Below are 19,324 nucleotides of genomic sequence, written 5' to 3'. Positions count from 1 at the left end.
CGCGCTACGCTCGAGCCATGAGGCCTCCCTCCCGATCCCCGTACGCCGGAGCGATCGGCGAGCGGATGCCTCAGCTGCATCCGGTCCTGCAGCAGTACTTCTCGGCCATCGACGACGCGCATGTCGGCGTGGGCGAAGGCGTGTTCGACAGAGTCGGCACGCCGCGCCGGTGGCTGCACCCGTTCCTGCGTCCGCTGCAGCGGCGGGGCGTGCTCGTGGCATCCTGGCATCGGGACGTGCCCTTCCGCATCGAGAACCGCACCGTGGCGGGGCGCGCGGTGGCGGAACGGGTGCTCCAGCTGCCGGGCGGGCCCTGGACGATGCGCGACGCGGTGGCCGCGACACCGCTCGGACGCGTGGTCGACGAGCTCGGCGAGCCTGTGCTGCTCGCGGCGAGCTTCGACGTGGACGTGCGGGACGGAGCGCTGCACCTGACGAGCAGGGCGGTGGGGATGCGGATCTGCCGGCTGCGGGTGCGCGCTCCCGACGTCCTCGCCCCCGTCGTGCGACTGACGGAGCGATACGACGACGAGCGGGATCGCCAGCGCGTCGACCTCGTCATCGACATGCCCCTGCTCGGACGCGTGTACGAGTACGGCGGATGGTTCGACTATCGCATCGAGGAGGAGTCATGAGCACAGGCCGGGTCGTCATCGGCGGTTCATCCGGCTTCATGGGCCGTCATCTGACGAGGCGCTATCGGGACGCCGGCCGCGAGGTCGTCACGATCTCCCGCTCCGGCGCCGAGCTCTCCTGGGACGACCACGACGGCATCTCGGCCGCAGTCGACGGCGCGGCGCTCGTGATCGGCCTGGCCGGCAAGAGCGTCAACTGCCGGTACACGTCGCAGAACCGGGCGGAGATCTTCTCCTCGCGCCTGGAGACGACGGCGGCGCTCAGCCGCGCGATCGCCACGGCGGCCCGCCCGCCGGCCCTCTGGGTGAACTCGTCCACCGCCACGATCTACCGGCACGCCGAGGACCGGCCGATGACGGAGAGCGGCGGAGAGATCGGGACCGGCTTCTCGGTCGAGGTGGCGAAGGCGTGGGAGGCGGCGCTGTTCGCCGACGATCTGCCGTCGACGAGGCGGGTCGCCCTCCGTTCCGCGATCGTGCTCGGCCACGGCGGCGTGCTGGGTCCGCTGAAGACCCTCGCACGCCTCGGGCTCGGCGGAGCGCAGCACGACGGATGGTGGCCGGTCACCCGCGGTCGTGTCAGAGCCGGGACGGCTCACCGCCGCGGCAGCGGACACGGCCGCCAGCGGTTCAGCTGGGTGCACGTGGACGACATCGCGGGGATCATCGACTTCCTCGAGAGCCGTCCGGAGATCGGAGGGGTCGTCAACGCCTCGTCGCCGCACCCGACCGACAACGCGGGATTCATGACCGCGGTGCGTCGCGTGCTCGGGGTCTCGTTCGGCCCGCCGATGCCGCGATGGATGCTGGAGCTCGGCGCCATCGGCATCCGCACCGAGACCGAGCTGGTGCTCAAGAGCCGCTGGGTGCTTCCGGAGCGGCTCACAGCCGCCGGCTACGCGTTCCACCACCCGACGCTGGAGACGGCGCTGCGGGAGGCGTTCGATCGTCCCGCCGGCCGCGAGAGCTGAGCCTCAGTCCTCGCTGCCCTGCTGCTTGCGCTTCTCGATCTCGGCGCGCAGCCGCCATTCCTCGATCTCGCGGTCGAGATCGGCGATCTGCTGCTCGGTCGTGCGGGTGTCGACGGGAGGGGCGGGCTGCACGCGATCGCGCGGCGCGGGATGGGCGGCCCTGTTCGGGCGCGGCACCCGAGGCATCGAGATCCCGGCGTCGCCGTACTCCCGGCCGAGCACGAACCACAGGATGCTGCCGATCAGCGGGAGCAGGATGACGAGGATGATCCAGGCCATCTTGGGCAGGAAGCGGACCTGCGAGCTGTCGCGCGTGATGATGTCGATCAGAGCGCCGATCATCAGCGCGATGACGAGGAGCGAGAAGACGAACGGCATGCAATCAGGGTAGACGACGGCGGCGAGCGGCGCGATTCACCGCAGCGGGCGTCCGCTGGTTGAATGACCGTATGGCGTTCACCAGCACTCCCGCTCCCGTCGTCCTCTCCGGCCGCCTGGTCGAACTGCGCCCCCTGGAGGCCTCGCACCACGACGGCCTGCTCGACGCGCTGCAGGAGGGCGAGCTGTGGAAGCGGGCGTGGTACACCTCCGTGCCGTCGCCGGACGGCCTCGCGGCCGAGATCGAGCGCAGGATCGATCTCCTCGCGAAGGGGGAGATGATCCCCTTCACGGCCTTCGACGCCTCCGGCCGCGTGCTCGGACTGACCTCGTACTACGACCTGGTCTCCGACGTCCCGCGGCTGCATATCGGATTCACCTGGAACCGCCCATCCGCGCACGGCACGGGCACGAACGCGGAATCGAAGCTGCTCCTGCTGCAGCACGCCTTCGAGACGCTCGGGGTCTTCCGCGTCGGACTCACGACGCAGTGGGTGAACTTCCAGTCCCGTGCGGCGATCGAGCGGCTGGGCGCCAAGCAGGACGGCGTCATGAGGGCGATGAGCCGCTATCGCAACGGCGCGCTGCGCGACAGCGTCGAGTTCTCGATCATCGAGCCGGAGTGGCCGGCCGTGCGCGCGAACCTCGAGGCGCGTCTCTCCCGACGCGCCTGAGCGTCGTCCGTGCGCGCCTGAACGTCGTCAGTTGGTGGACGGGCCGCCGTCCCAGTTCTTCGAGCGGCGGGTGGCGCCGGAGCGGCCCTCGCGCATCATGAAGGCGAGCGAGAGGCAGATCAGCAGCAGGCCGCCGCAGAACGCGAGCGCCTGGAAGGCCGCGAGCCCCTGCGCGATGCCCATCAGCACGATCCCCCCGAGGAAGAGGATGAGGAAGAGGATGAAGCTGAGGATCATCGGGGGCTCCTGAAGTCGGGAAATTCTCGCTTCCCCCAGGATACCCGCCGCCCGTGCTCTCCTCCTTCGCGGCCCGGGGCAGCACGACGTAACGGAGTCGATCCGAAGCGGATGCAGCGCGGTAGCGTGGAGGCATGACCGCTCCCGTCGATCCCACCGCCACTGCCGCCTGGTCCGAGCTCACCGCTCTGCGGGAGGCGATCGTCCCCGACCTCCGCGGTTGGTTCGCCGCGGACTCGGCGCGCGCGGAGCGGCTGTCTCTTCCGCTCGCCGATCTGCACGTCGATCTGTCCAAGAACCTCGTGACCGACGATGTGCTCGCGGCCCTGATCCGCCTCGCCGAGCAGACCGGGGTCGCCGAGCGCTATCGGACGATGCTCGCCGGCGCCCATCTCAACACGAGCGAGGACCGCGCGGTGCTGCACACGGCGCTGCGGCGTCCGGCCGGCTCCTCCCCCGCGCTCGTGGTCGACGGACAGGACGTGGACGCCGATGTGCAGGGCGTCCTCGACGCGCTGTCCGCCTTCGCCCGGCGCGTGCGCTCCGGCGAGTGGCTCGGCGTCACGGGCAGGAAGGTCACGCACGTCGTGAACATCGGCATCGGCGGTTCCGACCTCGGACCGGTCATGGTCTACGAGGCTCTGAAGCCCTACGCGGACGCCGGCATCCAGGCCCGCTTCGTCTCGAACATCGATCCCACCGACCTCGCGCAGAAGACCGCGGATCTCGACCCCGAGACGACCCTGTTCGTCGTCGCCTCGAAGACCTTCACGACCCTGGAGACCCTCACCAACGCCCGCCTCGCCCGCGACTGGCTCTGGGCGGGCCTCGGGGCGGCGAGCGCGATCGGCGACGACGACGCCTCGCGCACGGATGCCGTCGCGCACCACTTCGTCGCCGTCTCCACCGCGCTCGACAGGGTCGCGGCCTTCGGCATCGACCCGGCGAACGCCTTCGGCTTCTGGGACTGGGTCGGCGGCCGCTACTCGGTCGACTCCGCGATCGGGCTGTCGCTGGCCGTCGCTCTCGGCCCGGAGAGGTTCCGCGAGCTGCTCGCCGGCTTCCACGCCGTCGACGAGCACGTGCGCACCACGGAGCTGTCTCGAAACGTGCCGGTCCTGATGGGCCTGCTGAACGTCTGGTACGTCAACTTCTTCGGCGCGCAGTCGCATGCCGTGCTGCCCTACGCCCAGCAGCTGAACCGCTTCCCCGCGTACCTGCAGCAGCTGACGATGGAGTCCAACGGCAAGTCCGTGCGCTGGGACGGCGCTCCCGTCACGACGGAGACCGGCGAGGTCTTCTGGGGCGAGCCGGGCACCAATGGACAGCACGCTTTCTATCAGCTCATCCACCAGGGGACGCGGCTGATCCCGGCGGACTTCATCGCCTTCGTGAACCCTGCCTATCCGCTCAGCGACGACGGCCAGGACGTGCACGCCCTCTTCCTGGCGAACTTCCTCGCGCAGACCAAGGCCCTCGCGTTCGGGAAGACCGCCTCCGAGGTCGAGGCGGAGGGGACGACGGGCGCGCTCGTCGCCGCGAGGACTTTCGCCGGGAACCGACCGACCACGTCGATCTTCGCCCCCGCGCTGACCCCGCAGGTGCTCGGGCAGCTCATCGCGCTGTACGAGCACATCACGTTCACGCAGGGCACGATCTGGGGCATCAACTCCTTCGACCAGTGGGGCGTCGAGCTCGGCAAGCAGCTCGCGCTGCAGATCGCTCCCGCGATCGAGGGCGATGCGGACGCCGTCGCGGCGCAGGATGCGTCGACCCGATCGCTGCTCGCCTACTACACCGCGCACCGCAAGGCCTGATCGCGCGGCCGCGACCCCGGGGCGCGCATCGACCCGTAGCGCACTCGGGCGCTGCGCGGAACCCCCTGGGGCCGGAGCGCGCAGGCTCCTAGCGTGCCGTCATGGATACTCCGCTGACAGCACTCCTGATCAACTGCACCCTCAAGCCCTCGCCGGCGTCGTCGAGCACGCATGTGCTCGGCGAGCAGATCCTCGAGGCCCTCGCCGAGCACGGCGTGACGGCGGACCGCATCCGCGCCGTCGACCATCGCATCCTCCCCGGAGTCGAGGCGGACATGGGCGAGGGCGACGAATGGCCCGAGCTGCGCGCCCGCGTCCTCGCCGCGGACATCCTCGTGTTCGCGACGCCGACCTGGCTGGGGCAGCACTCCAGCGTCGCGCAGCGCGTGCTCGAGCGTCTGGACGCCGAGCTCGGCGAGACCGACGAGGACGGCCGCCCGATCCTCTTCGACAAGGTCGCCGTGGCCGCCGCCGTCGGCAACGAGGACGGCGCCCACCACATCGCGGCGATCCTGTTCCAGGCCCTGAACGACGTCGGCTTCACCGTGCCCGCGCAGGGATCGGTCTACTGGAACGGCGAGGCGATGCAGTCGACCGACTACAAGGATCTCGACGCCACGCCGGAGAAGGTCGCACAGGCGGTGAAGACCGCGGCCAGCAATGCGGCCCATCTGGCCGGCGCGCTGCGGGGCCGCGGATACCCAGACTCCTGAGTCACCCCATGTCGTACGCGGCCACGAGAGGACTCCGCCGGACGATGCGATCGGCGCGAGGATCGCGTGCGAGCAGCAGCGCGCCATCGCTGGAGCTGCCGTCCGGAACGATGAGCCGAGCCCCAGGATGCGCTGCAAGGATCGCGCGTCGCAGCGGAGCTATGAGCAGGTCGCCGGCATCGAACAGTCTCCCCGACCAGGAGAAGAGCGGATCGACGCCCTCCGCTGCAGCGAGCGCGGCGGAGGCGAGGTGCGCGGCCGCGTCATTCCAGATGCGGAGCGCGACAGCATCGCCTTCGCGCGCGACGTCGGCGACGTGAGGTGCGAACCCGCCGAAGACGTAGGCGGGAGTCGGGCTCCCGTAGACGGCATCGACGAGCTCGGCCGGATCCCCGATCCTCTCCCGCATCCGCAGCAGAAGGGCCGTAGATCCGCGGGCTCGCCCATCCGCGGCGCGCAATGCCGCTACGAGTCCTCTGCGGCCGATCCAGGCTCCGCTGCCCTCGTCACCGAGGAGCAGCCCCCAGCCATCGCTGCGATTCCACACGCGGTCCAGATCGGTCCCCAGGGCGATCGCTCCGGTGCCCGCCGCGATCACGATGCCGGGGGCGTATGCCAAGGCTCCGATATGCGCGGTGACGGCATCGTTGGCGAGGATCACCTGTCGCGCGCCCAGCCGCATGCCCACTGTCGCAGCCAGGCGCTCGGGATCATCCAGGAGATCGGGCAGACCGGATGTCCCGATGCAGACGACGGCGACGCCTCCGGCCGGCTCTTCGATGCCATGGATGCAACGAACGATGGAGTCTGCGAGAGCATCGACAGCGATCCGCCCCTGCTCACGCGGGAGGGCGACCACCAGCCGGGACGATCGCGTTCCATCCGCGTCGGACATCTGCGCGCGGATCCCGCTGCCCCCCACGTCCACTCCGATGGCGATCATCCGCGCATCCTCCGGATCGCGTCGAGCGCGCCTCTCACCGTCCCGGCTCTCCGCAGAGCGTCACCGGCGGCGATGTCGTCCACTCCGGAGAGCATCGCGACGAGGGTGCGGGGAATGTCGTTCCCGCCCACGGCGAGCGCCGTCCTGCACTGCTCCTCATCTGCCCCCGTCGCCTCTGCGAGGATCGCCACCGCACGCTCGCGCAGCTTGTCATTCGTGACGGACATCCCGATCATCAGGTTCGAGTACGTCCGCCCGAGTCCTACCATCACGACAGTGGAGAGCGCATTGAGCACGACCTTGGTCGCGGTGCCGGCCTTGAGCCGCGTCGAGCCGGTGATCGCCTCCGCGCCGGTGTCCAACGCGATCACGTCGTCGGCGTGGACCGCGAGGCCGCTGGAGGGATTGCAGGTGATCAGCACGGTGTACGCGCCGGATTCACGGGCCTTTCGGAGCGCTCCTTCGACATACGGGGTCGTGCCGGAGGCGGTGACGCCGATCGCCACATCCCCCGCGGTGAGCGCCGCGGCATCGGTCCGCCCGAGCTCGTACCCGTCTTCGAGATCGATCGTCGAGTCGATCAGGGCGGCGACCCCGCCGGGGAAATGCGCGACGGCTTCACCGGGAGGCGTCCCATAGGTGGGTGTGAGTTCCGTGGCGTCCAGCACGGCGAGACGCCCGGAGGCACCTGCGCCGAAGTAATGCAGCCTTCCTCTCTCGGCGATCCGGCTCCTCGTTCTCTCGGCGACACGAGCGATGTCGGATGCCGCCCCGAGCGCGATGCGAACGGCATGCGCATCCTCGCTGAGGATCTGGGCCACGGCGTCCTCGGCCGGAACGAGGTCTATCTCAACGGTCTCGGGGTTGCGCTGCTCGGTGGGCCTGACCGTGGTCATATGCGGGTTCCTGTCGCTGGAGGGACGGACAGCGTGTGCACGATGCCGTCGAGGAAGATCGGAGCGAAGCGTTCCAACGCGCGTCGTGACCGCGCACCGAGCTCCGACGGCGGAGCCGGCATCTCGGGCACGCCGCGCGCGATCATCTGAGCGGACAGGCGATCCAGCTCCGCATCGAGAGCGACGACGCCTTCAACCGGGAACCCCCGGGACGCGTGCCGGAGCCAGGCCTCCCACCTTGGCCGGTAGTACCCGCCGACCAGGCCGTGCCAGATGCGCCCGGCATAGTCGTCGAGCGCCGTCGCCGGCTGCTCGTTCCACGTCGTCAGCAGCTGCCGGGCTGACCCGACGAATGCCGCGCGCTGAGGGCTGCTCTGAGCGGCATCCGCCGCCGCGGCCTCCCAGGACGAGAACCGGTACTCCGGATGACAGGCCAGCAGGCGATCGAGCTCGCCGAACAGAGCGAGCAGCTCGGCAGCGGAGACGGCATCCGTGCCCCGAGCATCGATCACGCGTACGCACAGGATGTCCGCGACACGCGACAGCACGGCGATCGCGGTGTCGAGCAGATCTCGTCCAAGCGGGCCGGCGGCAAGAGATGCATCGTCCTCTGCCAGCTCTGTGAACGTCCGCCACGCGCCCAGGAGGCGCTCCGGGTCGTACTGCACGAGATCCCGGATGTCTCCGGCGAGCATCTCACGCTCCGCCGGACCCCATGTGGACGGGCGCCTGGTGAGGACCCCTCGGAAATCATCAGGATGCAGGCGCAGGTCACGCGTGGAATACACGGTATCGCTGAGAGCGGCCCAGGCCGTCGCCGCCGGGGTCGGACCGCCATAGCGCTCGTCGGCGAAGCGCCGCACCCATTCGTCGATGTCCTCGATCTCATACCAGGCGAGGTCGGAGACGAGGGCGAAGAAGAGATGATTGTTGCGAGTGGCCTCCATCGTCAGACCGAGGCCCGCCGGCGGGAAGGACGCCTGGCGTGCTGCGCCGAATGCTTCGACAGCACCGGCGAGATCCGCCATCGGATCGTTCCTGCCGCCGAAGTTGAGCAATCCGCACCAGTACCACTCCGCGCCGAAGAAGCCATCGAACCGGCTCCACTGCGGAGCGACCTCCGCCCAGAGGTCGAGCATGATGACCCTGCGCGCGTCCACACCCGCGAGGAAGCTCTCCACCCGGTCCGCGGTCCAGTACTCCGGCATGTCCGCGAAAGGCCAGGACTGCAGTACCCACCGCGCCCGCGGATCGGCGTCGGTGAGCCCAGCGAGGATGGCGGAGGCCACTCGCCCGGGAAACCCGGGGTCGCTCTCCACCGGAAGCATCTCGATGAAAGGGTCGCTGGCGTAGAGATGATCTGTGCCGAATCGCGCGATCTGGTTCCTGGTCAGCGTCGCCCCCACCGTGACGAAGAGCGGATGCTCGGGCGCGATCACCCAGGTCGTGTGCCCCTGCCATGATCGCGGGGTCACGTCGTCCGGTGCGAGTTCGATCGGGATCTGCCCGGAGAAGGCCGGCAGTACGGGAGTCATGCCGAGAGCACGCTCCCTGTCGATGATGCGCTTCCCCAGCTCGACCCGCTCGGTGAGCCAGCGGTCGTCGACGGAGGGCATCTCGCTCTCCAGACATCCCATGAAGGCCCATGCGACATAAGCAGGAGATCCCAGGAACTCACGTGCGCGTTCCGGAGAGAGGCCGAACTCGCACAGAGTGTCGTGCACGACCGCCTCGTGGCCGACGATCGCCAGTGGCATCGTCACACCGTGCAAGGCCATCCAGTCGATCTCCCGTTCCCATTCCTCCCATGTCCAGAACGGCATGGTGTAGCCGAAGGTGCAGTAGTTCAGGTAGTACTGCTCCCGGACGCGGGCCGTGACCTCGAGCGCCGGCGAATCAGGAAGGCTCGACAGCGGCAGAGGGAGGACGGTGTCCCAGTGAACAGCGCGTCCGCAGACTGCTCGCAAGTAGTGATGCAAGGCCACGGCTGCAGTGACGCCGTCCGTCGCGGTCACCGTCACCGTGCCGCCTTCCGCCTGGACTGCAGCGTTGCGTGACGACGATTCTGGCCACGCCCTCCAGACGAACTCGCCTGCCGTTCCGGTCACGCGGCGCGCGAGCCCGGTCAGAGCCGCCGCCCAGGGCGCCTCCACGGCGCCGATCGATGCGCTCATCATTACTCCTCACTTCGTGTCAGAGAAACCTACCATTTACTTTCGTACTGTCCATAACTATATTGGACCCGTGGCCGCCATCCGGAGGAAAGAGACATCGTGAACAGTCACATCGCTGCAGACACCCAGATCATGCGAGGGATCAACACCGCCGCTGTGCTCACCACCCTGCGCACCGAAGACACGCTCAGCGTGACCGAGCTCTCGCAGAACACCGGCCTGTCCCGCCAGGCCGTGTCCCGCGCTCTCGCTTCTCTCGAATCGATCGGACTCGCCGAGTTCACCGCCCCTGACCCGCAGACCACCAGGTCCGGACGACCGGCACAGCTCGTGCGCTTCCGTGCCACCGCCGGCCATGTGCTCGGCATCTCGATCAGCAGCCGCGAGCTGCGAACGACGATCGCCGACCTCCGCGGGAGCACCGTCGCGCACCGCGTGACCCCCTTGGCGGACGCACCCGTCATCGATGCGCTTCGCACCTCCATCACCGATCTCCTGAGCAGTGCCTCACTGCGCAGCGAGGACATCTGGAGCGCGGCGGTCGGCACGCCGGGCATCGTCGATCCGCAGACCGGTCTGGTGAAGCTCGTCCCCAGCATGGAATCCCTCCACGGCGACGTCCTGCTGATGACCCTCCGCGATCTGCTCGATTGCCCCGTCTATGTGGACAACGACGTCAAGCTCGCCACAGAGGGCGAACAATGGCGCGCGCCGCGGCCGCTCTCATCTCTCGTGCTCATCGAATGGGGTGAGCGTCTCGGCGCCGGCATCGTGATCAACGGAATCCTGCACCGCGGCGCATCGAACGACGCCGGCGACATCGGCTTCCTCGACGTCGCGGCGGCGGAGCCGTCCACGACCGTCAGGTCAGGCTTGGGGGCGTTCGAGAATCGGGTCGGCAGCGCGGAGATCGTCGCGCTCACCGTCGCGAACGCACGACAGCAGAACGACCAGACTCTGGCGCATGCCCTTGAGCAGGCGGAGGATGCCGAATCGCTGGAACGCGTGATCGAAGCCGTACGCGCCGGACACCCGGCGGCACTCGCCGCCGTCGCCGAAGGAGCCAGGCGACTCTCGGTGGGCATCGCCGCAGTTCGCGCCTTGCTCGACCCCGAGCTCATCGTCATCGGAGGCTCGATGGCGCGATGCGGCGATGCTCTTCTGACCGCGCTCTCCGACGCGCTCGCCGCCCAGGTGCTGAACCAGCCGCAACTCGCTCTCTCGACGCTGGGCGACGACGCCGTCGTGGCCGGCGCGATCCACCACTGCCTCGCCGAGGTCGAGACGTCCCGCTTCACCGCCGGCGTCTTGGCGGAGACCCTGCCTGTTCCGCAATAAGCATCAACCGAAGGAGTAGATATGCGATACACCAGACACAGCAGAACGATCGTCGGGCTCACCGCGGGCGCCGCCGCGCTCCTCGTCCTCTCCGCCTGCACCTCCGTGGACGCAGGAACCACGGAGACCACGATCGAGGCGTCCACGGAGCTGACCACGGAGGACATCACCCTCACGCTGGCATACACCGATGACCCGCCGACGCCGGCGCTCGTCGAGGCCTTCGAAGCACTGCATCCGAACATCACCATCGACGCGCAGCAGACGCCGTTCAGCGACTACGTGAAGTCGATCAAGCTGGTCATGGCCTCGGACACCCCGCCCGACATCGCGCAGTACAACCCCGGAGCCATGCGATCGCTCATCCCCGGCGGGCTGGTCCTGGACCTGGCACCCTGGGCAGAGGAATACGGATGGGACGAGGCTTTCCCTGAAGCGAGCCTCGAGGTGCTGTCGTCGGATTCCGAGGCGCAGACGTACGGCACGGGAGGCCTCTATGCCGTGCCCGGTGCGTTGTCCGTACTCGGGCTGTTCTACAACACCGACATGCTCGAAGCCGCCGGGGTCGCTCTCCCGCTCACCACCTTGGACGACCTCGACGCCGCGCTGGCCGCTGTGGCCGCCACCGGGGAGAAGCCCATCAGCGTCGCAGCCCTCGAGGCCGGCGGCCTGCACCTGTGGAACGCCATCCTCAACGGCTACGGCGACACCCAGGCATACCGGGACTGGGTGTATGGAGTCCCGGGCTCGACGATCGAGACCCAGGCCGCCCGCGAGGCGACCGACCTCCTGGTCGAATGGATCGACGCCGGATACATCACCGAGTCCGCGAATGCGGTGAGCTTCGGAGACGGTATGGCCGAGTTCGCCGCAGGCGAGGCCGCGTTCAACGTCAACGGCAACTGGGCCGCAGCCTCCTACGATGAAGAGCTCGGCGAGAACGCCGGGTTCATGCTGATGCCGGGCGCGACCGACGCCTCCCCCGTCGTGGCCTCCGGAGCGAGCGTCGCGTACTCCATCTCCTCAGGTTCGGAACACCCCAACGAGGCCGCGGCCTTCCTCGACTACCTCGCCTCCCCGGAAGCGGCCACGGTCCAGTTCGACAGCGGATTCATGCCGGTGAGCACCTCCGCGGGCGTCGAGGCCGATGGCGTCCGTGGCGAGATCGCGAACGGATTCAGCGAGGTCGTCGCCGCCAACGGCATCGTTCCCTTCCCCGACTTCGCCGCGCCCGCCATGATCGACACCATCATCACCGGCCTGCAGGGCCTCATCAGCAAGAAGAGCACGACCGACGAGTACCTCGCCGCGCTGCAGCAGACGTGGACGGAGTACCATGGCTGAGCTTTCGGCCACTGCGGCGCCCTCGGCGGAGGCGCTGGCCTCCGCCGAGGGCGCCGCCCCTCACGACCGGGTTTCCGCTCGTTCCCGCGGCCGCCATCGTCTCGCACGGTATCGAGGCCTGATCTATGTCGCCCCGGCAGCGATCGTGTACGGGCTCTTCGCGATCTGGCCGACACTGAGCACCCTGCGCATGTCGTTCTTCACCTGGGACGGCGTCCTGCCCGAGACATGGGCCGGGCTGGACAACTACGTCCGCATCTTCACCAAGCCCGAGTTGCTGTCCTCGATCGGCCACAGCCTCGTGCTGATCGCGTTCTTCTCCATCGCCCCCGTGTGCGTCGGGCTTCTGATGACCGGACTGCTCATCGGCAAGGTGCGCCGCGGAATGCCCTTCTTCCGGACGGTGTTCTTCCTCCCGCAGGTACTGCCGCTGGTCGCCGTCGGCATCACCTGGCGATGGCTCTACAGCGAAGACGGCATGGTCAACCAGGCTCTCACATCCGTCGGACTGGGCGATCTCACCCGAGCCTGGCTCGGGGACTACGACCTGGCGCTCGTCGCCCTCGGCCTGATCGGGACGTGGACGATGAGCGGCCTGTGCATGATGCTGTTCCTCAGCGGAGCGCAGAAGATCGACCCCGCCTACTACGAGGCGGCGACGCTGGATGGCGCCGGAGCCGTGCGCCAGTTCACGGCGGTGACCCTCCCCGGACTCCGCAACGAGGTCACGATCGCCACCGTCATCACGACGATCGCAGCGCTCGCCAGCTTCGACCTCGTCTTCGTCACCACCAATGGAGGACCCGCGGGGCAGACGAACGTACCCGGTCTCCTCGTCTTCCGCCTCGCGTTCAACGAGGGCAACTTCGGCGGGGCCGCCGCCCTGGCGATCGCGCTCTCCGTCATCGTCATCGCCGCCGTGAGCCTGATCCGGTTCGTGGCGAAGGAGAGAGCATGAAAGCCCCCAGCGTCGGCACCGGAATCCGATACATCCTTCTGATCGCCGTCACCGCGACGGTACTCATCCCTCTGCTGGGAATCGTCCTGGCCTCACTGCATCCGGCCGGATCGACCGTGGGAGGCCTCTCGATCCCCGAGATGCTCTCCTGGGAGACGTACGCCATCGCCTGGGAGCAGGCCGGCTTCTCCCAGCTCATCGGCAACAGCCTGATCATCGCGCTGTGCGTCGTCCCCCTCGCAGCGACGCTCGCCACGCTCGCGGCGTTCGGCCTCACGATTCTGCGTGTGCCAGGGCATCGCTTCCTCTCGCCGGCCTTCGTCTTCGGGCTGACGCTCCCGGTGGAGCTCGTCGTGATCGCCCTCTACTTCAACCTGCAGGATCTGGGCCTGGCCAACTCCTATCTGGGGGTCATCCTGGCCGAGACGGCTCTGTTCATGCCGTTCGGCGTGTTCTGGATGCAGGCGCACTTCAGCACCGTGCCCTACGAACTCGTCGAGGCCAGTCGCATCGACGGAGCACCCGATCGAACGGTCCTCCTGCGTGTGCTGCTGCCGATCTCGTGGCCGGCCATCACCACGCTCGCCGTCCTCTACTTCATGTGGTCCTGGAACCAGTTCCTGCTCGTGCTCGTGCTCATCCAGGATCCTGACAAGCGCACCGCGCCCGCCGGGCTGGGCTATTTCGTCAGCCAGTATGCGACGGACATCCCGCTTCTCTCCGCTGCGAGCGTCATCGTCGTCGCGCCGATTGTCGTGGTGTACCTGGTCTTCCAGCGGAACTTCGTGTCCGGGCTGACCCAAGGCGCGGTGAAATGACCGGCTCGCAGCACCCGCAGGAAAGATACGCGTGACGAAGGTCTCCGGACATGGATGCCCGGCCTGCGAAGCGATCGCCGTGGCGACGGGAGCGCGTACCGGGGGCGCGCGAAACGGCAATCCGGCCGAGTAGCGGTCAGCCGGTCGTCGACGAGGCTCGCAGGTCGAGGACCTCGTCGATGACCAGTTCACCGGTCGCGTTGAGCGCTCTCATCAGCTCCTCGATGCGGTGCTTCTCGATGGGCGGCTGGTCGTGCTCGGAGAACAGGAACTGCAGGGGGATCGCGGGGTGGATCCATACGGTGATCCGCCGGTCGTCCCCTCCCGTCCCAGGATGCCACGTCATCATGAAGCTCTCCTGCCTGCGCAGCTTCGTCGCGATGACGACCTTGAGGTGGGCGAGCGTCACGTCCTCGATCGGGATCGGATCGGACGTCCCGTCGTATCTGAGTCTTCCCATACTGCACCGTACCTCGGATTCCTCGTGCCGTCCGCGCGCGCCATCGCAGCGCTCCGGCCGGTCTCCGACTCGTCACGACATGCGCACATCATTTCTGTCGTATACGCTTCATGCTAAGGCGAGGCTAACCTGACCTCGTCACGCCGAATCGCAGAAAGCAGAAGATGTTCGCAGCCAGCCCGCACGGGTCGCGTCCTCGCACAACCCGCCTCATCGCCCTGTTCGCCCTCGCGATCACCGCCCTCGGACTGGCAGGGTGCGGCTCGGGATCCGCCGCAGACCCGGAGGCCTCCCCCGCGGTGGCGTCGGATCGGAGGGAGATCGTCCATGAGCTGGGCGAGACGGAGATCACCGGAGAGCCCGCCCGCGTCGTGGCGCTGGAGTTCTCGTTCGTGCAGGCGCTGGACTCGCTCGGCCTGGAGCCGGTGGGCATCGCCGATGACGACGACCCCGCACGCATCGAGCAGATGCTCGACAAGCAGATCGAATACACATCGGTCGGCACACGGCTCGAGCCGAACCTCGAGCTCGTGAGCAGCCTGCATCCCGACCTCATCATCGCCGATTCGACGCGTCATGCGGCGATCTTCGAGCAGCTGCAGCAGATCGCCCCGACCATCGTGCTCAACAGCTGGGAAGGCAGCTATCAGGACATCAAGGACTCCGTCGTCACCATCGCCGACGCGCTGGGAGACGAGGCGGAGGGCGAACAGGTCGTCGCCGACCACGAGGCCAGGATGGCGGAGTTCGCCGCGCAGATCCCGGCAGGTGAGGACCGACGCTTCCTTCTGGCCGTCGCGACGCCCGACGCGATGAGCCTGCACACCTCGTCCGCGTTCACCGGGTCGGTGTTCGAGGCGCTGGGGCTCGCCCCTGCAATCGACTCCGACGAAGCCGTGGAATCCGGCGTGGGCATCGAACGGGTGCTCGACGTCGACCCCGACGTGCTGTTCGTCGCCGTGGACGGCCCCGGCACCGTGCTCGAGCAATGGAGCGAGAACGCGGCCTGGTCCTCGATGTCCGCCGTGCAGGACGGCGAGGTCTACGAGGTGAACCGCAACCAGTACGCGCGCTTCCGCGGGCTGCAGACCGCCGAGATCATCGCCGCGGACGTCGTCCGGAACGTCGTCGGTGGCGACTGATCTCGACGCCGCCCGGCGATCGCCGGTGGGCAGGGCGGTCCGTTCGCGTCCCGCCCTGCCCTGGGTCGCGCTCGCCACCGCCGCGGCGGCAGTGCTGGTCGTCGGATTCGTGAGTCTCGGGATCGGGCCGACCGGCATCGGCTGGGACGGCGTCGCCCGCGCTCTCCTCGACGACGAGCCGTCTCGGCTGCGCGGTCTCGTGGCGGACGTGCGGCTGCCTCGGGCTGTCCTGGCCGCGCTGATCGGATGCGCCCTCGCCGTCGCTGGGCTCCTGGCGCAGGCGCTGACGCGGAATCCGCTCGCATCCCCGCAGACGTTCGGGATCAACGCGGGGGCGGCGGTCGCGATCGTGATGGCGACGATCGCGTTCCCCGCCCTCGGCGGCTTCAGCACGGCGGCGGCGCTCCTCGGCGCCGGCGCCGTGGGGCTGATCATGTGGGCGCTCTCCGCCAGCGGCTCGGTCACGATCGTCGGACTCGCGCTCGCAGGGATGACGATGCAGATCGTGCTCTCGGCTCTCGTGCAGGCGATCCTCATCATGAACAACTCCACGCAGGATGTCGTCTTCTGGCTGGCCGGGTCGATCACGGGGGCGCAGTGGGGCGACGTCGCGCTCCTCGCGCCGACGGTCGCGATCGGGGTCTCGGCGGCGTTCGCCGGCGCGCGCTCCTTCGCCCTCCTCTCGCTCGACGCCGCCACGGCGACGAGTCTCGGACAGCGTCCGATCCGCGTCGCCGGGACCGCGGCGATCATCGTGGTCGTCCTCGCCGGCGCGTCCGTCGCCGTCGCGGGCCCCATCGGCTTCATCGGACTGATCGTGCCGCACATCGCCCGTCAGATCGTCGGGGCGCGCTTTCGGGCCCAGCTCCTCGCCTGCGCAGTGCTCGGTCCGCTGCTCCTGCTCAGCGCGGACGTGCTCGCCCGCCTCATCGCCTTCCCCACCGAGACACCGGCGGGAATCGTCACCGCCCTGCTCGGCGCACCCGTCTTCCTGTTCCTCGCCATCCGAGCGAGGCGTGCATGAACGCCGCCGGGACGGCGCTCCGCGGCACTCGCCGCGCCGATCCCGCCTCGCGGCGGTCGACGGCCCGCCGTGCCGGCACGGTGGCGGCCATCGGAATCGGCCTCGTGGTCCTGACCGTCGTCAGCGCCGGATTCGGAGCCGTGCCGCTCTCCCCGCGCGATGTGCTGGAAGGGCTCTTCGGCGGTGAGCAGTCGTTCATCGTGCAGCAGTACCGGATGCCGCGCATCGGCGTCGCCGCCCTCGCGGGAGCCGCCCTGGCGGTCTCCGGCGTGCTCCTCCAGTCCGCGGTGCGCAATCCCCTCGCATCGCCGGACGTCATCGGCGTGACCAAGGGCGCAGGTTTCGGCGCGATGACGGCGACCGTCCTCGCGCCGCCGTCCGCGCTCCTCGTCGCGATCCCCCTCGGCATCGTCCTCGGAGCCTCCCTGGTCACCGTCCTCCTCCTCGGCGTCGCACGACTCGTCGGCAGCCGCGGCGCCACTCTCGCACTCGTGGGCATCGCGGTCGCCGCCCTGGCCGGCGCCGCCATCCAGTACGTCATGGTCGCCTTCCCGAGCTATGCGGACCAGGCCATGGTCTGGCTGGCCGGCAGCGTCTACGGCAGCACGCCCGACGACGTGCTCCTCCTCGCCGTCTGGCTCCTCTGCTGCGCGCCCCTCGTCATCGCGTGCGCGGCTCGGCTCGACCTCGCCGCCTTCGACGACGACACTCAAGGCAGCCTGGGCGTCTCTCCGGGGACGAACAGAGCGGTCTTCGTCCTGACGGCCGTGGCCTTGTCGGCGGGAGCCGTCATCGCGGTGGGCGGCATCGGATTCCTCGGGCTGCTCGCGCCGCATCTGTCTCGCCTCCTCGTCGGAGCCAGGGCCCGCTGGCTCCTGCCGACCTCCGCCATCGTCGGCGCGGTCCTCCTCGTCCTCGCCGACTTCCTCGGACGGGTGATCGCCCTGCCCAATGAGATCCCTGCGGGCATCGTCGCCGCCGTCGCCGGCGGCCCGTACCTGCTGTTCCTGCTCCTGAGAGAGACCAAGGCCCATGGCTGACACGCCCCTCCCCTCCCTCGACGCCCGCGGGCTGTCGGTCGGCCACCGCGCAGGGGCCCCGATCATCGAGGATGTCGATCTCATCGTCCCGCCGGGGCGGATCACCGCCCTCATCGGCGCGAACGGCAGCGGGAAGTCGACGCTCCTGCGCACTCTCGGCGGCGCGCTGCCGCCGCTGAGCGGGCAGGTCCGGCTGGACGGCGCCGCGCTGCCGTCCCTCTCGCGTCGCCGCCTCGCCAGGACCGTGTCGATGCTCCCTCAGCAGCCGGTCGCGCCGGAGGGGATCACGGTGCGCGGCCTGAGCGAGTTCGGCAGGCATCCGCACCGGGGGTTCCTCCGCCGCGAGAGCGAGGACGATCGGGGGATCGTCGATCGGGCACTCGTCTCCGCAGGTCTCGACGATCTCGCCGACCGGCCGGTCGACATGCTCTCCGGCGGCCAGCGGCAGAGAGCATGGATCGCGATGGCGCTCGCGCAGGACACCCCGATCATGCTGCTCGACGAGCCGACCACCTATCTCGACATCGCGCATCAGCTCGAGGTGCTCGACCTGCTCGCGGACCTGAACGCGCGCCGCGCGACGACCATCGTCATGGTCCTCCACGACCTCAACCACGCCGCCCACTACGCGCATCACGTCGTCGCCCTGCATGGCGGGCGCGTGCACGCGTCCGGCACCCCCCGCGAGACGCTGAGCGAGCATCTCGTGCAGGAGGTGTTCGGCGTCAGCGCGGTCGTCATCGACCATCCGGTCACCGCGGCGCCGCTGTGCCTTCCGCTTCCCCGCTCGCCACAGGCGGGGCGGGCATCCGACGTCACGGCGGATAGCCTGGTCGAAGAGGAGGTGGGGCCATGAGCGAAGCCCTCCCGAGCGAACCCCTCGCCGCGCGCCTGCGCACGCACGGGAAGACGCTCTCACGCGCGGAACGGATCATCGCCGAGTATCTCGCCGCCGTGCCCCCTGACGAGCTGCCGTTCCTCAACGCGAGCCGGATCGCGGAGGCGACCGGCACGAGCGATGCGAGCGTCACCCGCGCCGCGCGCAGCCTCGGCTTCACCGGACTGCCCGAGCTCAAGCGCGTCGCCAGCCGTCCTCATCGATTCCGCACATCGCGCGCCGAGCGCATCGATGCGCATCTCTCCTCGCTCGGCGACGACACGGCCTCCGTCGCCGCGGCCTTCCACGCCTCGGTGCGCGAGCTGCTCGACGACAACGAGGCGCTCCTCGACACCGCCGAGCTCGAGCGGGCCAGGGCGGTGATCCGATCGGCGCGGACGGTGTGGTCGATCGGGATCGGGACCTCCGGCGCCGCCGCGATGCACCTCTCCGATCAGCTGACCCGCACCGGACATCCGAGCCGCTGGACGCGCGCCACCGGCTTCGATCTCGCCGGCGAGCTGCTCGCCGCGCGCCCAGAGGATGCTCTCGTCCTGTTCCACGCCGCGCGGCCGGCGCGTGAGTTCACCGACCTCCTGGAGTGGGCGGCGCAGGTCGGCGTCCCCGTCGTGCTCGTCACCGGGACGCAGCTGGCGGAGCGGCACCGGCATCAGGTCGCCGCATCCCTCCGCTGCGTCGGCACGGCCTCGGAGCTCGCGCGCTGGACGATCGCCGCGGTCCAGCTCGCCGAGCTCCTCGCCGTCGTCGTGGCGGCGGAGGAGCCCGCTCGCAGTGCGGACGCGCATCGCCGCCTCGCGGAGTTCCGCGACGTGCTCAGCGATCAGGACTGACGGCAGGCGGGAGACGGGCGCCCTTCGGCCTCCG

The 19,324-nt window shown here is 69.3% G+C and carries 20 protein-coding genes; 14 read left to right on the top strand and 6 right to left on the bottom strand.

Going from position 1 to position 19,324, the window contains the following annotated elements; genetic code table 11:
• The first annotated feature begins 17 nt into the window (after positions 1–17).
• Both ACYVGQ_RS14025 and ACYVGQ_RS14020 read left to right on the top strand, forming a co-directional pair.
• The gene (locus ACYVGQ_RS14025; protein ID WP_460785264.1) at positions 18–635 is read left to right on the top strand and encodes a DUF4166 domain-containing protein; all 618 of its coding nucleotides are present in this window, start codon (positions 18–20) and stop codon (positions 633–635) included.
• A complete protein-coding gene (locus ACYVGQ_RS14020) occupies positions 632–1,606 on the top strand; it encodes an epimerase (protein ID WP_460785263.1) in 975 nt (324 codons plus the stop codon). Before ACYVGQ_RS14025 ends, ACYVGQ_RS14020 begins: the two co-directional genes overlap by 4 nt.
• A 3-nt stretch (positions 1,607–1,609) precedes the next feature.
• Here ACYVGQ_RS14020 and ACYVGQ_RS14015 read toward each other — a convergent pair whose 3' ends face one another.
• Positions 1,610–1,984: a PLDc N-terminal domain-containing protein gene (locus ACYVGQ_RS14015; RefSeq protein WP_460785262.1), complete on the bottom strand. Its 375-nt coding sequence runs from the start codon at positions 1,982–1,984 to the stop codon at positions 1,610–1,612.
• A gap of 71 nt (positions 1,985–2,055) precedes the next feature.
• Here ACYVGQ_RS14015 and ACYVGQ_RS14010 point away from each other — a divergent pair, with 71 nt between their 5' ends.
• Complete coding sequence (locus ACYVGQ_RS14010) at positions 2,056–2,658, top strand: GNAT family N-acetyltransferase (RefSeq protein ID WP_460785261.1); 603 nt, start codon at positions 2,056–2,058, stop codon at positions 2,656–2,658.
• Between the two features lie 27 nt (positions 2,659–2,685).
• Here the strand turns inward: ACYVGQ_RS14010 and ACYVGQ_RS14005 are convergent, their stop codons facing one another.
• A complete protein-coding gene (locus tag ACYVGQ_RS14005; RefSeq protein WP_460785260.1) occupies positions 2,686–2,895 on the bottom strand; it encodes a hypothetical protein in 210 nt (69 codons plus the stop codon).
• Positions 2,896–3,029: 134 nt separating this feature from the next.
• On the opposite strand from ACYVGQ_RS14005, the gene pgi reads away from it, so the two are divergent.
• Both pgi and ACYVGQ_RS13995 read left to right on the top strand, forming a co-directional pair.
• Positions 3,030–4,712, top strand: coding sequence for a glucose-6-phosphate isomerase (pgi, locus tag ACYVGQ_RS14000; RefSeq protein WP_460785259.1), 1,683 nt, complete (start codon positions 3,030–3,032; stop codon positions 4,710–4,712).
• Positions 4,713–4,813: 101 nt separating this feature from the next.
• Positions 4,814–5,425, top strand: a complete 612-nt coding sequence (locus ACYVGQ_RS13995) for a flavodoxin family protein (RefSeq protein ID WP_460785258.1) — start codon at positions 4,814–4,816, stop codon at positions 5,423–5,425.
• A gap of 1 nt (position 5,426) precedes the next feature.
• On the opposite strand, the gene ACYVGQ_RS13990 is transcribed toward ACYVGQ_RS13995, so the two are convergent.
• From ACYVGQ_RS13990 to ACYVGQ_RS13980, 3 genes are read right to left on the bottom strand one after another with little or no spacing between them, the layout of a single operon-like run.
• Positions 5,427–6,368 (bottom strand): N-acetylglucosamine kinase, encoded by a 942-nt coding sequence (locus ACYVGQ_RS13990; RefSeq protein WP_460785256.1) that lies wholly within the window; start codon positions 6,366–6,368, stop codon positions 5,427–5,429.
• A complete protein-coding gene (locus ACYVGQ_RS13985; RefSeq protein ID WP_460785255.1) occupies positions 6,365–7,264 on the bottom strand; it encodes an N-acetylmuramic acid 6-phosphate etherase in 900 nt (299 codons plus the stop codon). The genes ACYVGQ_RS13990 and ACYVGQ_RS13985 overlap by 4 nt, the downstream gene beginning before the upstream one ends.
• Complete coding sequence (locus ACYVGQ_RS13980; RefSeq protein ID WP_460785254.1) at positions 7,261–9,438, bottom strand: alpha-N-acetylglucosaminidase; 2,178 nt, start codon at positions 9,436–9,438, stop codon at positions 7,261–7,263. The genes ACYVGQ_RS13985 and ACYVGQ_RS13980 overlap by 4 nt, the downstream gene beginning before the upstream one ends.
• Before the next feature lie 99 nt (positions 9,439–9,537).
• Here ACYVGQ_RS13980 and ACYVGQ_RS13975 point away from each other — a divergent pair, with 99 nt between their 5' ends.
• The 4 genes from ACYVGQ_RS13975 to ACYVGQ_RS13960 are packed head-to-tail and all read left to right on the top strand — an operon-like array spanning position 9,538 to position 13,896.
• Positions 9,538–10,776 (top strand): ROK family protein, encoded by a 1,239-nt coding sequence (locus tag ACYVGQ_RS13975; RefSeq protein WP_460785253.1) that lies wholly within the window; start codon positions 9,538–9,540, stop codon positions 10,774–10,776.
• Between the two features lie 21 nt (positions 10,777–10,797).
• Complete coding sequence (locus ACYVGQ_RS13970) at positions 10,798–12,120, top strand: ABC transporter substrate-binding protein (protein ID WP_460785252.1); 1,323 nt, start codon at positions 10,798–10,800, stop codon at positions 12,118–12,120.
• A complete protein-coding gene (locus tag ACYVGQ_RS13965) occupies positions 12,113–13,078 on the top strand; it encodes a carbohydrate ABC transporter permease (protein WP_460785251.1) in 966 nt (321 codons plus the stop codon). Before ACYVGQ_RS13970 ends, ACYVGQ_RS13965 begins: the two co-directional genes overlap by 8 nt.
• Positions 13,075–13,896, top strand: a complete 822-nt coding sequence (locus ACYVGQ_RS13960; RefSeq protein WP_460785250.1) for a carbohydrate ABC transporter permease — start codon at positions 13,075–13,077, stop codon at positions 13,894–13,896. Before ACYVGQ_RS13965 ends, ACYVGQ_RS13960 begins: the two co-directional genes overlap by 4 nt.
• 136 nt (positions 13,897–14,032) lie before the next feature.
• On the opposite strand, the gene ACYVGQ_RS13955 is transcribed toward ACYVGQ_RS13960, so the two are convergent.
• Positions 14,033–14,356 carry a DUF7882 family protein gene (locus ACYVGQ_RS13955; protein WP_460785249.1) on the bottom strand — a complete coding sequence of 108 codons (324 nt, stop codon included), beginning with the start codon at positions 14,354–14,356 and terminating at the stop codon, positions 14,033–14,035.
• Between the two features lie 164 nt (positions 14,357–14,520).
• Between ACYVGQ_RS13955 and ACYVGQ_RS13950 the strand changes: the two genes are divergently transcribed.
• The 5 genes from ACYVGQ_RS13950 to ACYVGQ_RS13930 are packed head-to-tail and all read left to right on the top strand — an operon-like array spanning position 14,521 to position 19,290.
• Positions 14,521–15,498, top strand: coding sequence for an ABC transporter substrate-binding protein (locus tag ACYVGQ_RS13950; protein WP_460785248.1), 978 nt, complete (start codon positions 14,521–14,523; stop codon positions 15,496–15,498).
• Positions 15,488–16,522, top strand: coding sequence for a FecCD family ABC transporter permease (locus ACYVGQ_RS13945; RefSeq protein ID WP_460785247.1), 1,035 nt, complete (start codon positions 15,488–15,490; stop codon positions 16,520–16,522). Before ACYVGQ_RS13950 ends, ACYVGQ_RS13945 begins: the two co-directional genes overlap by 11 nt.
• Positions 16,519–17,562 carry a FecCD family ABC transporter permease gene (locus tag ACYVGQ_RS13940; RefSeq protein WP_460785246.1) on the top strand — a complete coding sequence of 348 codons (1,044 nt, stop codon included), beginning with the start codon at positions 16,519–16,521 and terminating at the stop codon, positions 17,560–17,562. Before ACYVGQ_RS13945 ends, ACYVGQ_RS13940 begins: the two co-directional genes overlap by 4 nt.
• On the top strand, positions 17,555–18,418 hold the full coding sequence (locus ACYVGQ_RS13935; RefSeq protein ID WP_460785245.1) for an ABC transporter ATP-binding protein: 864 nt from the start codon (positions 17,555–17,557) through the stop codon (positions 18,416–18,418). The genes ACYVGQ_RS13940 and ACYVGQ_RS13935 overlap by 8 nt, the downstream gene beginning before the upstream one ends.
• Positions 18,415–19,290: a MurR/RpiR family transcriptional regulator gene (locus tag ACYVGQ_RS13930; protein ID WP_460785244.1), complete on the top strand. Its 876-nt coding sequence runs from the start codon at positions 18,415–18,417 to the stop codon at positions 19,288–19,290. The genes ACYVGQ_RS13935 and ACYVGQ_RS13930 overlap by 4 nt, the downstream gene beginning before the upstream one ends.
• Positions 19,291–19,324 lie beyond the last annotated feature (34 nt).

This window comes from Microbacterium tumbae (assembly GCF_054780175.1).
The sequence above is the reverse complement of the archived record's forward strand: the minus strand, read 5'-3'. Positions and strand labels throughout refer to the sequence as shown.

Excerpts from the sequence above, each read along its gene's own strand:
- ACYVGQ_RS14025 (WP_460785264.1), top strand. The coding sequence starts at position 18 with ATGAGGCCTCCCTCCCGATCCCCGTACGCCGGAGCGATCGGCGAGCGG.
- ACYVGQ_RS14020 (WP_460785263.1), top strand. The coding sequence starts at position 632 with ATGAGCACAGGCCGGGTCGTCATCGGCGGTTCATCCGGCTTCATGGGC.
- ACYVGQ_RS14015 (WP_460785262.1), bottom strand. The coding sequence starts at position 1,984 with ATGCCGTTCGTCTTCTCGCTCCTCGTCATCGCGCTGATGATCGGCGCT.
- ACYVGQ_RS14010 (WP_460785261.1), top strand. The coding sequence starts at position 2,056 with ATGGCGTTCACCAGCACTCCCGCTCCCGTCGTCCTCTCCGGCCGCCTG.
- ACYVGQ_RS14005 (WP_460785260.1), bottom strand. The coding sequence starts at position 2,895 with ATGATCCTCAGCTTCATCCTCTTCCTCATCCTCTTCCTCGGGGGGATC.
- pgi (WP_460785259.1), top strand. The coding sequence starts at position 3,030 with ATGACCGCTCCCGTCGATCCCACCGCCACTGCCGCCTGGTCCGAGCTC.
- ACYVGQ_RS13995 (WP_460785258.1), top strand. The coding sequence starts at position 4,814 with ATGGATACTCCGCTGACAGCACTCCTGATCAACTGCACCCTCAAGCCC.
- ACYVGQ_RS13990 (WP_460785256.1), bottom strand. The coding sequence starts at position 6,368 with ATGATCGCCATCGGAGTGGACGTGGGGGGCAGCGGGATCCGCGCGCAG.
- ACYVGQ_RS13985 (WP_460785255.1), bottom strand. The coding sequence starts at position 7,264 with ATGACCACGGTCAGGCCCACCGAGCAGCGCAACCCCGAGACCGTTGAG.
- ACYVGQ_RS13980 (WP_460785254.1), bottom strand. The coding sequence starts at position 9,438 with ATGAGCGCATCGATCGGCGCCGTGGAGGCGCCCTGGGCGGCGGCTCTG.
- ACYVGQ_RS13970 (WP_460785252.1), top strand. The coding sequence starts at position 10,798 with ATGCGATACACCAGACACAGCAGAACGATCGTCGGGCTCACCGCGGGC.
- ACYVGQ_RS13965 (WP_460785251.1), top strand. The coding sequence starts at position 12,113 with ATGGCTGAGCTTTCGGCCACTGCGGCGCCCTCGGCGGAGGCGCTGGCC.
- ACYVGQ_RS13960 (WP_460785250.1), top strand. The coding sequence starts at position 13,075 with ATGAAAGCCCCCAGCGTCGGCACCGGAATCCGATACATCCTTCTGATC.
- ACYVGQ_RS13955 (WP_460785249.1), bottom strand. The coding sequence starts at position 14,356 with ATGGGAAGACTCAGATACGACGGGACGTCCGATCCGATCCCGATCGAG.
- ACYVGQ_RS13950 (WP_460785248.1), top strand. The coding sequence starts at position 14,521 with ATGTTCGCAGCCAGCCCGCACGGGTCGCGTCCTCGCACAACCCGCCTC.
- ACYVGQ_RS13940 (WP_460785246.1), top strand. The coding sequence starts at position 16,519 with ATGAACGCCGCCGGGACGGCGCTCCGCGGCACTCGCCGCGCCGATCCC.
- ACYVGQ_RS13935 (WP_460785245.1), top strand. The coding sequence starts at position 17,555 with ATGGCTGACACGCCCCTCCCCTCCCTCGACGCCCGCGGGCTGTCGGTC.
- ACYVGQ_RS13930 (WP_460785244.1), top strand. The coding sequence starts at position 18,415 with ATGAGCGAAGCCCTCCCGAGCGAACCCCTCGCCGCGCGCCTGCGCACG.